We start from the raw sequence: 15,221 nt of genomic DNA on the forward strand, positions 1-15,221 counted from the left end.
GCGCCGCTTATCCGGGATCGGAGCGACGCGTCCCGGCGGGACGCGACCGGTCCTTTCGAGACCTCCGGTGCGGAAATATGGGCTTGTTTTCCGGGATGTCGGGCGCATGCAGCACCCTCGGCAGGAGGTAGGAATGAATCTGATTGCAAACTTCGCGGTGCTCGCATCGCGGCGGACGATCTTCGATCTGCCGGTCTGCGATCTCGGCTGGGACGACGCCCTCGTTTTCATCAACGAGCTGGCCTCCATTCCCGTCGGCCAGACCGTGGTTTGTTTCGTCAACGCCCACAACATGCTGACCACGCTGCGCGACGACGAATATTACCGGATCATGTCGCACAATCTGGTGCTGCCGGATGGCATCGGCCTCAACATCGCATCGCAGATCGCCCATGGTTCGCCGTTTCCGGCCAATCTCAACGGCACCGATTTCGTGCCGGCCTTCCTGACTTTCATGGAGGCCCCGCGCCGCATCGGCCTCATCGGCGGCAAGCGTTCGGTCGTCGAGGCGGCGGCGGAAAATTTCCGCAGGCACACGCCCTGGCACGAATTCGTCGTCGTTTCCGACGGTTACTTCGACAAGGTCGATCCCACTGATGTCATCGAGGAGCTCGAGCGCCAGAAGGTCGATATCCTGATCGTCGGCATGGGGACGCCGCTGCAGGAGAAGTGGGTTCACGATCATATTCGCACCGATCATGCGCGTCTGGTGTTGACGGTGGGCGCTCTCTTCGACTTCGTCTCAGGCGCCGTCCCACGCGCGCCGAGGACGGTGCGGATGATGCGCCTGGAATGGGCCTATCGCCTGCTGCAGGAGCCGGCGCGCCTCTGGCGCCGTTATGTTATCGGCATCCCGGTCTTCCTCTTCCATGTCCTGCGCTATCGCTTCCGCCGGCGCGAAAGGATCCTCAGCTATCCGGAAGACCACGGCAGCGCGCTGCAGCCGCAGTCGGATCGCAAGAAGGCGAGCTGACCCACAGCGCCACGCGTCTTTTGAGACGCGCAAAGGACGCTGCAGCACTTTAAATTGCCGCATAGTTTTGTCCTCAAATCGTTTCCGATTTAAGGGACTATGCTTAGTTCTTACCCGCTGCGGTTAACCATTTCTTTGCCATGATTATTTAGAGTGGCTTAATCATCTGCGTCCGTGCGGATGAGCGAACTCGGCCATCATGTGCATGAGATGTGGCGCAAATGTACGATATCAGGGCCAGAAACAGCTTCCAGGATCGCGCAGCCGCAGGGCAGCGCCCCCATGAGGGTTCCTTCGGGGTGCCCAGGTCGAGCCGGCCTGATATTGCGCCGCCCGAGGCCGAATTGCTGCGCGCCATCGGCCGGGTGCTGGAGGAGCAGCGCGCCAGGGCGGCGCGCACCGCACCGCTGGTCGACCGCATCGAAACCATCCTCGGCAACAGCCTCCGGGCCGCCAACGACGTCGGCCATCCGCTTCTTCAGGAGCCGGCGGGCGATGAAGAGCTGAGCGTTCCGGCCGACGAGCCGATGGTCTCACAGGAACCGCTGGCCGCGATCCGTGAAGAACCCGCCGAGCCCCGGCCGGTGCCGCGCCGCCGTGTCGGCGGCATCGGTCTTGCGACGATGGTCGCGGCTGCGACGATCGTCGGTGCGGGCCTGCCGGCGCTGATGCCGGCTTCACCGGCCCTCTATCGCGCCGAAACGACGCTTTCCGTGAAGGCGGATGCGGCAAGCCGTGCTGCTTTCACCCAGGCTGCTGCGAAAGGGCTGCTGTCGGCGCGTACGGTTGCTTCGACGGTCGCCGCCCTGAAACTCGATCATGATCCCGAATTTGCCGGCGCCAGCGCCAATGCGCTCGGCGTCGCGCTCGATCTCCTCTCGGCCACCGGTGCTGCTGCCGATCCGGCCTCGCGCGCCGAGGCGACGCTGAAGCATGCGGTCGAGATACTGCCCGATGCCGCGACAGGCACGATCCTCGTCAGGGTGACGACCGGCGACAGCGGCAAATCGATGCGCATCGCCACCAGGCTTGCCGAAGCGGTTTCCGCAGCAGACGGCCCTGGCGGCAACGCCGAAACCGATGCCGCCTTGCGTAAAACCTATGACGAGGCGAAGGCGGAGCTTGCCGCTTTCACGGCAAAGAGCGGCGAGGGCAACGTCAAGGTGGCGATTGATCTTCGCCGCCAGATCGACCAGCTCGATGCCGATCTGAAAGCGGCCGACCAGAATATTCTTGCCGCCAAGGCGCAGACCGACCGGCTGAAGGCCGCAAAACTTGCCGAGGTGCTCGACGGTTCGTTGCCCTCCGATATGCTATCGCCGGCGCTGCAGGACTGGCGCGACAAATATGCCGTCGCCAAAACGGCGCTTGCGCAGCTTTCGGCCGAGCTTGGCCCGCGCCATCCGCGCCTCTTGCAGCAGCAGGCCGAAACTGATGGTCTGAAGGAGAATATGGGCAAGGAGCTTGCCCGTCTTGCCCAGACCGCCAACCTCGCCGCCAAGGCCGCCGTCGATGCGCGCAAGGGTCTGAATGACCGCCGCAACACGCTGATCGCCCAGAGCCGGGACACCGGCGTCGATTTGTCACGTCTGACCGAGCTGCGCGAAAAAGCCAATGCCGCGCGCTCGCGCTTGGAAGAGGCGACGTCCGCAGCGGTGGGAGCGGCCGCCGACGGTCGTATCGTTCTCCTGAAGCCGGCACTGGCGACGGCGGTATCGGCAACGGATGGCCGCATCGGTCGCTCGCTGATGGGCGCGGCCGCGGGTCTTGCGGTCGGTCTTGCCGCGGCTTTCCTGCTGCGCCTGCGTCAGCCGGTCGCCGATCCTGCAAGGGAGAAAATGCCGGTATCCCCGCCGCAGACCCCACTGCCGCCGACGTTCGCGGAGGACCCCGCCCAGGTCGACGAGATGGAGGTGCTGCGCTCCGAAATCTCCGGCCTGCGCGACCGGCTTCGTGTTCATGCGCTCGACGCGCGGCAGCCGCTGCGTTGAACGAACATTTCCTTGCATTTTTGATATTGCGTTGCCGCTTTCCGACAGGATAGGGCGTTAGCGGGCATTTGACGCTCGTCAACTATCCATAGATTGACGCGAAACAGGGCGGAGAGACGTGTGACGACAGTAATCGACGGCAAGAACGTAGCAGCATCGGTCATTCAGACGGTCAAGAGTGCGACGGCAGCGCTGGAAAAGAGCAGCGGCGTCACCACCGGCCTTGCGGTCGTCATCGTCGGCGACGATCCGGCAAGCCACGCCTATGTCGGTTCCAAGAGCCGCATGGCCAAGGAATGCGGCTTCAAATCCGTCCAGCACACGCTGCCGGCCGAGACGAAGCAGGAGGAGCTGGCAGCCCTCGTCGCCACCCTCAATGCCGATCCGTCGATCCACGGCATCCTGGTGCAACTGCCCCTGCCGAAGCCGCTCGACAGTGAGGCGATCATCCAGTCGATCCTGCCGGAAAAGGATGTCGATGGCCTGAGTGTCGTCAATGCCGGCAAGCTCGCAACCGGCGACCTGAAGACCGGACTGGTCTCCTGCACGCCGGCCGGCGCCATGGTTTTCGTCCGCCGCACCCATGGCGAGGATCTGTCCGGCCTCAACGCCGTCGTCATCGGCCGCTCCAACCTGTTCGGCAAGCCGATGGCGCAATTGCTGCTCAACGCCAATGCGACCGTGACGATCGCTCATTCCAGAACCAAGAATCTCGCCGAGGTCTGCCGCAACGCCGATATCCTGGTGGCCGCCGTCGGCCGGCCGGAGATGGTCAGGGCCGATTGGGTCAAATCAGGTGCGACGGTCATCGACGTCGGCATCAATCGGGTGCCAGCCCCCGAAAGAGGCGAGGGCAAGACCCGGCTCGTCGGCGACGTCGCCTTCGAGGAGGTCTCAGCGGTCGCCAGCACCATCACCCCGGTTCCCGGCGGCGTCGGGCCGATGACCATTGCCATGCTGATGGCGAACACGGTCATCGCCGCCCATCGCACCGCAGGGCAGACACCACCGCAGTTTTGATTAGACCAGAAAGGCTCTAGGCCCGGGGAACAGGACCGGTCGAGGCCCTGACGATCAGCTCGGTCTTCCAGAGCTCCTGGTCGGGGAAGGGGCCGGCCTGCTTGACCGTACCGATCAGCCGCTGCGCGATGCGAACGCCGGCCGCCCGCAATGACGATCGCGTCGTCGTCAGCGGCACGGAAAAGCTTTCCGGTTTCAGCAGCGGCAGCACGTCGTCATGGGCGATCAGCGAGATATCCTCACCGAGCCGCAATCCGGCCTGGTTGACCGCGCGGATCGCACCGAGCGCCAGGACCGTGCTGGAGCAGAGGATCGCCGTCGGCCGCTCCGGCAACTGCAGAAAGTGTTCCATCGCCAGCAGGCCTTGCTCGTCCGTCATCAGCGCGTGGCTCATGCAACTCTCATCGAGCGCAAGCCCGCGCTCGGCAAGGGCTGATATGACGCCGTTCTTCCTGCGGATGGCGAAATCGAGATGCATAGGTCCGTTCATCAGCGCAAAGCGCGTATGGCCGAGTTGCAGCAAGAGCCGCGTCGCATCGTAGAAGGCCCCTTCATTGTCGATGTCGAGATAGGGATAGTCCGGCTCCGAACCGAAGGAGCGGCCGTGCACGACATAGGGCATGGAGAGCGATTTCAGCATGGCGAGCCGTGGGTCGTGGCCGCGCATATAGGCGACAAACAGGGCATCGACATTGCCGCTGATGGCAAGGCGCCTCAGCGCCGCCACTTCGTCATCCGGGTCGGCCGGCATGATCACGAAGTGGAAATCGTGGCGTACGGCCTCTTCGCCGAGCCCGGCCAGGAATTCACCGAAATGCACGTCGGACTGGTGGCCGGGCGCCGTCGGCATGACGAGGCCGATCGAGCCTGCCTTGCCTGTCGCAAGCCGCTGCGCCGCCTTGTTGGGGCGGTACCCGGTTTCCTTGACAGCCTGGAGCACACGCTCCCGGGTCGCCTCGTTGACCTCGGGATAGCCGTTCAGCGCTCGGCTCACCGTCGTCTGCGACAGCCCCAGCAATTCCGATAGCTGCTTGAGATTCACCTGCTATGCTTCCTCCCGGCCCGCCCGTCCGCCGTCCTGAAAAGGCCTGCCGCCTCCCAGTGGCATCCAAAGCGCTTTCAATTATGTATCATCTGGCGCGCTTGACTCAAGAAAAATCGCTCCATATTTCCCGATAGACGTTGCTGCGCTGCGATATCTAGCATGTTCACCGCGGGTTTTCGCGAATTGACTTGACTCCATTCCCCCGAAAGTGAAATGAGTTGGCTGTCAAAGCGCTTTGAAATTTCTTTTGGAGGGAATTCGGCGCGGTTGGGATTGTGATGGGAGGTTGATCACATGAAAAAGTCATTTTTGATGGGCGTTGCCGTGGCAGCGCTTTTTGCCGGTACTGCGTCTGCAGCCGATCTGAAATTTGCCCCGGGACAGGATGCCAAGTTCAACTGGAAGAGCTATGACGAATTCAAGGCTGCTCATGCCGATCTGAAGGGCCAGCCGCTGACGATCTTCGGGCCGTGGCGCGGCGAGGACGAGGCGTTCTTCCAGAGCGTTCTTGCCTACTTCACCGAAGCCACCGGCATCGATGTCAAATACTCCTCTTCCGAAAACTACGAACAGCAGATCGTCATCGATACGCAGGCAGGCTCGCCGCCGAACATCGCCATTCTGCCGCAGCCGGGCCTCCTGGCCGATCTCGCCAGCAAGGGCTTCCTGACGCCGCTCGGCGATGACAACTCCAAGTGGATCAAGGACAATTACGGCGCCGGCGACAGCTGGGTCGGTTACGGCACCTACAAGGGCAAGGACGGCAAGGAAGCCTTCTACGCCTTCCCATATAAGGCCGACGTAAAATCGCTGGTCTGGTATGTTCCGGAGAACTTCGAGGAAGCCGGCTACAAGATCCCGACGACCATGGAAGAACTGCATGCCCTGACGGATCAGATCGTCAAGGATGGCGGCGTTCCCTGGTGCATCGGTCTTGGTTCTGGCGGCGCCACCGGCTGGCCGGCGACCGACTGGGTCGAGGACATCATGCTGCGCATGCAGCCGCCGGAAGCCTACGACAAGTGGACGACCAACGAGCTGAAGTTCACCGATCCGGCCGTCGTTGCCGCGATCGACGAGTTCGGCAAGTTCGCCAAGAACGCGAAATACGTCGATGGCGGCGTCGCGGCCGTGGCCTCGACCGATTTCCGCGACAGCCCGAAGGGCCTCTTCGCGGTTCCGCCGAAGTGCTACATGCACCATCAGGCGTCGTTCATTCCGTCCTTCTTCCCTGAGGGCACGAAGCTCGGCCAGGATGCCGACTTCTTCTACATGCCGACCTTTGCGTCGCATCCCGAACTCGGCAAGCCGGTTCTCGGCGCCGGCACGCTCGTCTCGATCGCCAAGGACTCGAAGACGGCCCGCGCCTTCATCGACTTCCTGAAGACCCCGATCGCCCATGAGGTCTGGATGGCGCAGTCGAGCTTCCTGACGCCGTATAAGGGCGTCAGCACCGAGGCCTATGCCAACCCGCAGATGAAGAAGGAAGGCGAGATTCTGACCTCCGCCACCACCTTCCGCTTCGACGGTTCCGACCTGATGCCGGGCAAGATCGGCGCCGGCGCCTTCTGGACGGGCATGGTCGATTTCGTCGGCGGCAAGTCCGCTGAAGAGGCTGCAGGCGAAATCCAGAGCGCCTGGGACGGCATCAAGTAATCTTTCAAAATTATGCCGCCGGCTTGCCGGCGGCATGGCTTGCATGACTGGCCGGGCTCGCAAAGAGCCCGGCCATCGCAGGATATATTGTGATTGGGCAACACAAAAATATTGACGATGACCGGCGCTGATCCGTCAGCATAACAACCGGTCGGAATAAGATCAGGGGAAGCAGGGGAGGGACGAAATGCTGTCGCAGATAGTGTCCGCTTTGGGCGTCGTGGTCGTCGCCGTTTTCGCGTGCTCGGCCTATTTCTATTTTTCGAACAAGATCCTGGATCTCGCTCTGCCGGTGAAGGATGGCGACATCCGCGCCGCATCGCGCAATCTCAACCGTCGTGCGCTGGTCCGGCCGTGGTTGTTCATCGGTCCGGCGCTCTTCCTGCTTCTCGTCTATCTCGTCTATCCGGTCGTTGCGACCTTCATCCTCTCCTTCTACGACCGCGCCGGTCTGCAGTTCGTCGGCCTCGCCAACTACAAATGGGCGCTCGGCGACCGCGAATTCCGCCAGTCGATCTTCAACAACATCCTCTGGCTGGCCGTCGTGCCGGCCGCCTGCACCTTCTTCGGCCTCGTCATCGCCGTGATGACCGATCGCATCTGGTGGGGCAATATCGCCAAGAGCATCGTTTTCATGCCTATGGCGATCTCCTTCGTCGGCGCCTCGGTCATCTGGAAATTCATCTATGAATATCGCGGCGGCAACGACGTCCAGATCGGCCTGTTGAACGCCATCGTCCAGACTTTCGGCGGAACGCCGGAAGTGTGGATCTCCATTCCCTTCTGGAACAACTTCTTCCTGATGGTCATCCTGATCTGGATCCAGACCGGTTTCGCCATGGTCATCCTGTCGGCCGCTCTTCGCGGCATCCCCGAGGAGACGATCGAAGCCGCCGTCATCGACGGCGCCAATGGCTGGCAGATCTTCTGGCGCATCATGGTGCCGCAGGTCTGGGGTTCCATCGCCGTCGTCTGGACGACGATCACCATCCTCGTGCTCAAGGTCTTCGACATCGTGCTGACCATGACCAACGGCCAGTGGCAGACGATGGTGCTGGCGAACCTGATGTTCGACTGGATGTTCCGCGGCGGCGGCGATTCCGGCCGAAGTGCGGTGATCGCCATCATCATCATGCTCGCCGTCACGCCGATCATGGTCTGGAACGTGCGCCGCGCCAATCGCGAACTGAAGGGGCACTGAGATGACCGCTATCGGAAGCTACTTCAAGATCGGCCCCGCCCGCCTCTTCGTTCACGCAGCCGTCCTGCTGATCGTCATCGTCTGGCTGATCCCGACGCTCGGCATCTTCGTCAGCGCGCTGCGCGACAAGGACCAGATCGTCGTCTCCGGCTGGTGGACGGCCTTCGTCGGCTCGACCCAGACGGCCGCGGTCCGCCTCGGTACACCAGACCAGCAAAAGCAGGAGGGTACGACCTACGTCATCTCGGGCAATGTGTTGGAAGGCCAGACCGGCCGTGCCGTGAAGGCCTTCGGCAACCGCATACAGCAGCCGGCCGCCTTCAAGGCCGGCGAGACCGCCGATCTCGGCGACGGCGAAACGCTGCAGATCAACAGCGACGGCAGTTATCGCTATGTGAAGAATGCCGCCTTCTCGCCCGACGAACGCCCGAAGCGCATCTATGCGTCCGTCTCCGCACCGCCGGAATTCACCATGCAGAACTACAACACGGTTCTGACCGGCGAGGGCATCGGCCAGTCCTTCATCAACTCGCTGACCGTGACGATCCCGGCGACGATCATCCCGATCCTGATTGCCGCTTTCGCCGCCTATGCCCTGAGCTGGATGGAATTTCCCGGCCGCGGGCTGCTGATTGCGCTCGTCGTCGGCCTCATCGTCGTGCCGCTACAGATGTCGCTGATTCCGCTGCTGCGCCTCTATAACGAGATCGGCAATCTGCTCGGCCAGCCGTCGAAGACCTATCCCGGCATCTGGCTGGCCCACACCGCCTTCGGCATGCCGCTCGCCATCTATCTCTTGCGGGCCTATATTGCCGGCCTGCCGAAGGAGATCATCGAATCCGCCCGCGTCGATGGCGCGAGCGATTTCGAGATCTTCGTCCGCATCGTTTTGCCTCTGTCCTTCCCGGCACTCGCCTCCTTCGCCATCTTCCAGTTCCTGTGGGTGTGGAACGACCTGCTCGTCGCCATGGTCTTCCTCGGCACCGACAAGGACCACCTCGTGCTGACCGGCAGCCTCAACGCGCTGCTCGGCTCTCGCGGCGGCAATTGGGAGATTTTGACGGCGTCGGCCTTCGTCACCATCATCGTGCCGTTGCTCGTCTTCTTCGGGCTGCAGCGTTACTTGGTGCGCGGTCTGCTGGCGGGTTCGGTCAAGGGAGGCTGACCATTCCCGACCGTGACTTCAAACAGGATATTCCATGAACGTGGCTTCTCAATCGATCTCGACCCCCGACAAGGACTGGTGGCGCGGCGCAGTGATCTATCAGATCTACCCGCGCTCCTACCAGGATTCGAACGGCGACGGCATCGGCGATCTGAAGGGCATCACCGCCCGGCTGCCGCATGTGGCAAGCCTTGGCGTCGATGCAATCTGGATCTCGCCCTTCTTCACCTCGCCGATGCGCGATTTCGGTTATGACGTTTCCGACTACGAGAATGTCGATTCGATCTTCGGCACGTTGGTGGATTTCGACACGATGATCGCCGAGGCTCATCGCCTCGGCATCCGGGTGATGATCGACCTCGTCATCTCCCACAGCTCGGATCAGCATCCCTGGTTCGTGCAAAGCCGCTCGAGCAAGACCAACGCCAAGGCCGACTGGTATGTCTGGGCCGACGCCAAGCCGGATGGTACGCCGCCGAACAACTGGCTGTCGATCTTCGGCGGCTCGGCATGGGCGTGGGATCCGACGCGCATGCAATATTACCTGCACAATTTCCTGACCTCGCAGCCGGACATGAACCTGCATAACCCTGAGGTGCAGGACCGTCTGCTCGATGTCGTGCGCTTCTGGCTCAATCGCGGTGTCGACGGCTTCCGCCTCGATACCATCAATTTCTATTTCCATGACACGCAACTGCGCGACAATCCGGCGCTTGCTCCCGAGCGCCGCAACGCCTCGACGGCGCCGGCGGTTAATCCCTATAATTTTCAGGAGCATCTCTACGACAAGAACCGCCCGGAGAACCTTGCCTTCCTGAAGCGCTTCCGCGCTGTTCTCGAGGAATTCCCGGCAATCGCCGCCGTCGGCGAAGTCGGCGACAGCCAGCGCGGCCTTGAAATCGTCGGCGAATACACCTCCGGCAACGACAAGATGCATATGTGCTACGCCTTCGAATTTCTGGCGCCCGATCCGTTGACGCCGGAGCGCGTCGAGGAGGTGATGCAGGATTTCGAAGCCGCCGCACCCGATGGCTGGGCCTGCTGGGCCTTCTCCAATCACGACGTCATGCGCCATGTCAGCCGCTGGGGCGGGTTGGTCGCCGATCACGACGCCTTTGCCAAGCTTTATGCCTCGTTGCTGATGAGCATGCGCGGCTCCGTCTGCCTCTATCAGGGCGAGGAGCTGGCGCTGACCGAGGCCGATCTCGCCTATCAGGATCTGCAGGACCCCTACGGCATTCAGTTCTGGCCGGAATTCAAGGGCCGCGACGGCTGCCGCACGCCAATGGTCTGGGACAGCCAGGTCGCCCAGGGCGGCTTCTCGACGGTCAAGCCCTGGTTGCCGGTGCCGGTCGAGCATATCCTGCGTGCCGTCAGCGTCCAGCTGGGCGACGAGGCTTCCGTGCTGGAGCACTACCGCCGGTTCATCGCCTTTCGCAAGCTGCACCCGGCTTTTGCCAAGGGCGAGATCGAATTCGAGGAACAACAGGGCGATAGCCTGGTCTTCACCCGTGAATACGGCAATGAGAAACTGCTCTGCATCTTCAACATGAGCCCGGCCGAGGCCGCCGTCATTCTGCCTGCTGGAGAATGGCAGGCATTGACGGGCCATGGCTTTACCAGCAACAACTATGGCGACAAGATCGATATTCCGGCCTGGGGGGCGTATTTCGCCCGTCTTGCCTAGATCAGGATGATTTTAGGCCCGATGGGCCTAAAATCTGAATCCTGATCTAAATCAAAGAAATAGAGCATGATGCCGGAAACGGCGCACACTTTTCGGCATCATGCTCTAGGAACACAGGCCTAAGGAACACAGGGGAGAGAGAAATGACTGGACTGACGCTGAAGGATATCCGCAAATCTTACGGTTCCGTGGACGTTCTCCATGGTATCGACCTCGATATCAAGCAGGGCGAATTCATCGTCTTCGTCGGTCCGTCCGGCTGTGGCAAGTCCACGCTTCTGCGCATGATCGCCGGTCTCGAGGCGATCACCGGCGGTGAGATGTATATCGACGGCCATCTCGTCAATGACGTGCCGCCCTCCAAGCGCGGCATCGCCATGGTCTTCCAGTCCTATGCGCTCTACCCGCATATGACCGTGTTCGACAACATGGCTTTCGGCATGAAGATCGCCGGCGAAAGCAAGCAGGAAATCGACCGCCGGGTCCGGGCGGCGGCCGAGAGCCTGCAGCTGACCAAATATCTTGATCGCCTGCCGAAGGCGCTTTCCGGCGGTCAGCGCCAGCGCGTGGCGATCGGCCGGGCCATCTGCCGCGATCCGAAGGTCTTCCTCTTCGACGAGCCGCTCTCCAACCTCGATGCCGCTCTGCGCGTCGCGACCCGCATCGAGATCGCCCGTCTGAACGAACAGATGGCCGATACGACGATGATCTACGTGACCCACGACCAGGTCGAGGCAATGACGCTCGCCGATCGCATCGTCGTTCTCTCAGCCGGCAATATCGAGCAGGTCGGCGCGCCGCTGGACCTCTACGAGCGCCCGGCAAACCTCTTCGTCGCGAAATTCATCGGCTCGCCGGCGATGAACATCATTCCGGCGACGGTCGCCGGAACCGGAAGCCAGACGACGGTGACGCTGACCGGCGGCATGTCGGTGACCCTTGATGTGGCGACCGACGCGTCGGAAATGGGCAAGCAGGCAAGCTTCGGCGTTCGTCCGGAGGATCTCCGGGTTGCCGATGGCGGCGACTACCTTTTCGAAGGTGAAGTGTCGATCGTAGAAGCGCTCGGTGAAGTGACGTTGCTTTATATCGAGGGCCTGGTTCCGGGCGAGCCGATCGTCGTCAAGCTGCCCGGCATCTATGATGTGAAGAAGGGACAGAGGATGCGGTTTGCAGCCGACAGGCAGAAGTTGCATCTCTTTGACGCAACCGGCCATACCTACCGGAAGTGAGGCGGCCATTTTTGGGGTGATGGCCCCAAGAATTGTGCGGGACGGGCCTAATTCTCACTTTCTGTTAAAGATCGGCTGCTACCTTTTCCTCGTCAATTTATGAGGGGGATAAGCACGTGGCCGCTTCCAATCCGTCACAGCCAAAATCTCATTTCCTGAGCAAGGAAGAATCCTTCATGTATGACCGCGAGGCGCGGTTCAAGATGGAGGACACCATGAACGCCGCGCGCATCGAATATACGGAAAAGGGCGTCATGCATGCGGCTTCGCGCCGCTGCGACATTGTCCGGATTTCGATGAGCAGCGCGACGCTCGCAATCCTGACCCAGTTCAGCCTGCCGAAGCAGTTCTATCTGGATATTCCGGATGCCCGCATCACCAAGGTCGGCTGCCTGCTGATGAAGGTCAACGCCAACAATACGATCGACGTCCGCTTCCTGCGCCTGCTGACGCAGAAGGAGCTGAACAAGATCTTCGTCTACAGCACCCATCCGGCGCACCGCGACTACGTTCTCGATATTCGAGCCTAAAGCCGCGCGTCCGCCAGGACGTGTGAATGGCTCACTACTTCAGTAAGCCGGATTGAAATCAAAAACCCGCGGGTGCTTCATGCTCCCCGCGGGTTTTTGTTTGCCAGAAGCCACCCACTCAGTGGTGGAAGAGCACGCTTGCACCCTGGTCCGAAGGTCCGACGGCGCGGCGGAACGGCGCGAAGAGTTCGCGGCCCATGCCGAATTCATTGTCGGAGAGATCGACGGTCACCGGCTCCCGCTCGGCCAAATCAGCCGCATCGACGAGCAGCTCGAGCGTGCCCTTGATCGCGTCCAGCCGAATGATGTCGCCCTCGCGGATGCGGGCGATAGGACCGCCGTCGACCGCTTCCGGCGTGACGTGGATCGCTGCCGGCACTTTGCCGGATGCACCGGACATGCGCCCGTCGGTGAGGAGCGCCACGCGGAAGCCGCGATCCTGCAACACGCCGAGCGGCGGCGTCAGCTTGTGCAGTTCCGGCATGCCGTTCGCCTTCGGGCCCTGGAAGCGCACGACGGCGATGAAATCGCGGTTGAGCTTGCCTTCCTTGAAAGCGTCCTGCAGCTCCTGCTGGCTGTGGAAGATGATCGCCGGTGCCTCGATGATGTGGCGTTCCGGCTTGACGGCGGATATCTTGATGACCGCCTTGCCGAGATTGCCGCGCAGCATCTTCAGCCCGCCATTCGCCTGGAACGGCGTCTCGATGCTGGAGAGCACTTTGGGATCGACGCTTTTTTCCGGCGACGGCTCGCGCAGGACGGCACCGTTTTCACCGAGACGGGCATCGACCGTATAGGCTTGGAGACCCTGGCCGAAGACCGTGCGCACGTCGTCATGCACCAGTCCGTGCTTCAAGAGTTCCTTGATGAGGAAACCCATGCCGCCGGCCGCCTGGAAATGGTTCACGTCGGCAAGGCCGTTCGGGTAGACGCGGGCAAGCAGCGGGACGATTTCCGAAAGCTCGGCGATGTCCTGCCAGGTGAGCTGGATGCCGGCCGCCCGCGCCATGGCGACGAGGTGCAGCGTATGATTGGTCGAACCGCCGGTCGCATGCAGGCCGACGACGCCGTTGACGACCGAGCGCTCGTCGATCATTTCGCCCGCCGGCGTGAATTCGTTGCCGAGTGCGGTGATCGCCAGCGCCCGCTTGGCGGCTTCACGCGTCAGCGCTTCACGCAACGGCGTGCCGGGATTGATGAAGGACGAGCCGGGCATGTGGAAGCCCATGATCTCCATCAGCATCTGGTTGGAATTGGCGGTGCCGTAGAAGGTGCAGGTGCCGGGGCCGTGATAGGATTTCGATTCCGCCTCCAGCAGTTCGGCGCGTCCGACCTTGCCCTCGGCGAAAAGCTGGCGCACGCGCGACTTCTCATCGTTCGGCAGGCCTGTGGTCATCGGACCGGCCGGAACGAAGATCGACGGCAGGTGCCCGAAGGACAGGGCAGCGATCACCAGGCCGGGCACGATCTTGTCGCAGACGCCGAGGAAGAGGGCGGCATCGAACATATTATGCGACAGGCCGACGCCCGCCGACATGGCGATCAGGTCGCGCGAGAAGAGCGAGAGCTCCATGCCCGGCTGTCCCTGGGTGACGCCGTCGCACATCGCCGGCACGCCGCCGGCCACCTGCGCCACGCCGCCTGCTTCGGCTGCCGCCTCGCGGATGATTGCCGGATAGGTCTCGAATGGCTGGTGGGCAGAGAGCATGTCGTTATAGGCGGTGATGATGCCGAGATTGGGGATGCGGTCGCCGGCGAGCGCATCCTTGTCGGCGGGGGAACAGACCGCGAAGCCATGGGCAAGATTGGCGCATCCGAGCACCGAGCGCGCGACACCCTTGGAAGCGGCGGCGCGCAGGCGTTCCAGGTAGCGCTCGCGGCTTGGCTTCGAGCGTTCGACGATGCGATCGGTGATCGCAGAAATGCGTGCGTGAGCGGACATGGAAAATCCCTGCCTTGTTCGTTGTCTCTATCTGTTTCGGCGGCTCTGGCCTGAATCTCAATCCGGATGACGGCTGATCAGGGAGCCCAGTAGATCTCGACCGGGGAAGTGGCCCGGCGCAGAACGGCGCGGATCGGCATTTCTGCCTCGTCACCGCTGCCTTCCGCCTTGGCGAGAACGTCTTTTTTGCCTTCGCCCTCAATATGGAGAACCAGGAGTGCGGCATCCTCAAGACTGGAGAAGGTGAAGGTCAGGCGCGGCTCGCCGGCTCCTTCCGCTTCCATGGTGATGATGCCGCGCGGCGTCGATGCATCGAGCGCTTTGGCAAGATTGCTGCCGCCGGGAAAGAACGAGGCCGTGTGGCCGTCGCCGCCCATGCCGAGGATGACGGTGTCGAAGGGGGAGCTGATCGCCTTGGTCTTCTCGGTCGCGAGCGAGGCTGCCTCCTCCACCGAAGCCACGTCCTGATAGAGCGGCAGGAAGTGTGCCGCCTTTGCCTTGTTCTGCAGCAGATTGGCGTCGACCAGCAAATGGTTCGAGCGCGCATTGTCGGCCGGCACGAAGCGTTCGTCGACAAGGGTGATCGTCACCTTGTCCCAGGCGATGTCGCGCGTCGAAAGCACCTGGAAGAAGGCCTTCGGCGTGGAGCCGCCGGAAACGGCGATGGACGCCGTTCCACGAGCGGCGATCGCCGCCGAAAGCGTATCCGCGACCTTGTCGGCGAGGCTGCCGGCGAGGTCTGCGGCGCTGGCGAAGGAATGCAGGGTCGATGCCATCGG

12 protein-coding genes are annotated in these 15,221 nt (G+C 62.2%); 9 read left to right on the forward strand and 3 right to left on the reverse strand.

Features of this window, described 5'->3' with window-relative positions:
- The first annotated feature begins 133 nt into the window (after positions 1–133).
- From AC1D2N_RS08240 to folD, 3 genes are all read left to right on the forward strand, one after another.
- On the forward strand, positions 134–973 hold the full coding sequence (locus AC1D2N_RS08240; protein WP_028734007.1) for a WecB/TagA/CpsF family glycosyltransferase: 840 nt from the start codon (positions 134–136) through the stop codon (positions 971–973).
- Between the two features lie 221 nt (positions 974–1,194).
- Positions 1,195–2,964 (forward strand): GumC domain-containing protein, encoded by a 1,770-nt coding sequence (locus AC1D2N_RS08245; RefSeq protein WP_130651738.1) that lies wholly within the window; start codon positions 1,195–1,197, stop codon positions 2,962–2,964.
- A 120-nt stretch (positions 2,965–3,084) separates the two neighbouring features.
- A complete protein-coding gene (gene folD, locus AC1D2N_RS08250; protein WP_018244838.1) occupies positions 3,085–3,984 on the forward strand; it encodes a bifunctional methylenetetrahydrofolate dehydrogenase/methenyltetrahydrofolate cyclohydrolase FolD in 900 nt (299 codons plus the stop codon).
- 16 nt (positions 3,985–4,000) lie between these two features.
- Here folD and AC1D2N_RS08255 read toward each other — a convergent pair whose 3' ends face one another.
- Positions 4,001–5,026: a LacI family DNA-binding transcriptional regulator gene (locus AC1D2N_RS08255; RefSeq protein ID WP_028734005.1), complete on the reverse strand. Its 1,026-nt coding sequence runs from the start codon at positions 5,024–5,026 to the stop codon at positions 4,001–4,003.
- Between the two features lie 297 nt (positions 5,027–5,323).
- Here AC1D2N_RS08255 and AC1D2N_RS08260 point away from each other — a divergent pair, with 297 nt between their 5' ends.
- The 6 genes from AC1D2N_RS08260 (at position 5,324) to AC1D2N_RS08285 (ending at position 12,500) form a co-directional block, all read left to right on the forward strand.
- Positions 5,324–6,685, forward strand: a complete 1,362-nt coding sequence (locus AC1D2N_RS08260) for an ABC transporter substrate-binding protein (RefSeq protein WP_130651739.1) — start codon at positions 5,324–5,326, stop codon at positions 6,683–6,685.
- A 187-nt stretch (positions 6,686–6,872) separates the two neighbouring features.
- Positions 6,873–7,886: a carbohydrate ABC transporter permease gene (locus AC1D2N_RS08265; RefSeq protein WP_018244841.1), complete on the forward strand. Its 1,014-nt coding sequence runs from the start codon at positions 6,873–6,875 to the stop codon at positions 7,884–7,886.
- 1 nt (position 7,887) lies between these two features.
- Positions 7,888–9,051: a carbohydrate ABC transporter permease gene (locus AC1D2N_RS08270; protein ID WP_018244842.1), complete on the forward strand. Its 1,164-nt coding sequence runs from the start codon at positions 7,888–7,890 to the stop codon at positions 9,049–9,051.
- 34 nt (positions 9,052–9,085) lie between these two features.
- Positions 9,086–10,738: a beta-galactosidase BglA gene (bglA, locus tag AC1D2N_RS08275; RefSeq protein WP_112905980.1), complete on the forward strand. Its 1,653-nt coding sequence runs from the start codon at positions 9,086–9,088 to the stop codon at positions 10,736–10,738.
- 143 nt (positions 10,739–10,881) lie between these two features.
- Positions 10,882–11,970 carry an ABC transporter ATP-binding protein gene (locus AC1D2N_RS08280; RefSeq protein ID WP_018244844.1) on the forward strand — a complete coding sequence of 363 codons (1,089 nt, stop codon included), beginning with the start codon at positions 10,882–10,884 and terminating at the stop codon, positions 11,968–11,970.
- 176 nt (positions 11,971–12,146) lie between these two features.
- A complete protein-coding gene (locus tag AC1D2N_RS08285) occupies positions 12,147–12,500 on the forward strand; it encodes a hypothetical protein (protein ID WP_018445791.1) in 354 nt (117 codons plus the stop codon).
- A 118-nt stretch (positions 12,501–12,618) separates the two neighbouring features.
- On the opposite strand, the gene edd is transcribed toward AC1D2N_RS08285, so the two are convergent.
- Positions 12,619–14,442: a phosphogluconate dehydratase gene (edd, locus tag AC1D2N_RS08290; RefSeq protein WP_018244845.1), complete on the reverse strand. Its 1,824-nt coding sequence runs from the start codon at positions 14,440–14,442 to the stop codon at positions 12,619–12,621.
- A gap of 77 nt (positions 14,443–14,519) precedes the next feature.
- A complete protein-coding gene (gene pgl, locus AC1D2N_RS08295) occupies positions 14,520–15,218 on the reverse strand; it encodes a 6-phosphogluconolactonase (protein WP_018244846.1) in 699 nt (232 codons plus the stop codon).
- Positions 15,219–15,221: the final 3 nt, after the last annotated feature.

The sequence above is a fragment of the Rhizobium sp. P1_B8 genome (genome assembly GCF_056406515.1).

What these genes read in the sequence shown, in the direction of transcription:
- AC1D2N_RS08240 (WP_028734007.1), top strand. Translation starts at nt 134, where the DNA reads ATGAATCTGATTGCAAACTTCGCGGTGCTCGCATCGCGGCGGACGATC.
- AC1D2N_RS08245 (WP_130651738.1), top strand. Translation starts at nt 1,195, where the DNA reads ATGTACGATATCAGGGCCAGAAACAGCTTCCAGGATCGCGCAGCCGCA.
- AC1D2N_RS08260 (WP_130651739.1), top strand. Translation starts at nt 5,324, where the DNA reads ATGAAAAAGTCATTTTTGATGGGCGTTGCCGTGGCAGCGCTTTTTGCC.
- AC1D2N_RS08265 (WP_018244841.1), top strand. Translation starts at nt 6,873, where the DNA reads ATGCTGTCGCAGATAGTGTCCGCTTTGGGCGTCGTGGTCGTCGCCGTT.
- AC1D2N_RS08270 (WP_018244842.1), top strand. Translation starts at nt 7,888, where the DNA reads ATGACCGCTATCGGAAGCTACTTCAAGATCGGCCCCGCCCGCCTCTTC.
- bglA (WP_112905980.1), top strand. Translation starts at nt 9,086, where the DNA reads ATGAACGTGGCTTCTCAATCGATCTCGACCCCCGACAAGGACTGGTGG.
- AC1D2N_RS08280 (WP_018244844.1), top strand. Translation starts at nt 10,882, where the DNA reads ATGACTGGACTGACGCTGAAGGATATCCGCAAATCTTACGGTTCCGTG.
- AC1D2N_RS08285 (WP_018445791.1), top strand. Translation starts at nt 12,147, where the DNA reads ATGTATGACCGCGAGGCGCGGTTCAAGATGGAGGACACCATGAACGCC.
- edd (WP_018244845.1), bottom strand. Translation starts at nt 14,442, where the DNA reads ATGTCCGCTCACGCACGCATTTCTGCGATCACCGATCGCATCGTCGAA.
- pgl (WP_018244846.1), bottom strand. Translation starts at nt 15,218, where the DNA reads ATGGCATCGACCCTGCATTCCTTCGCCAGCGCCGCAGACCTCGCCGGC.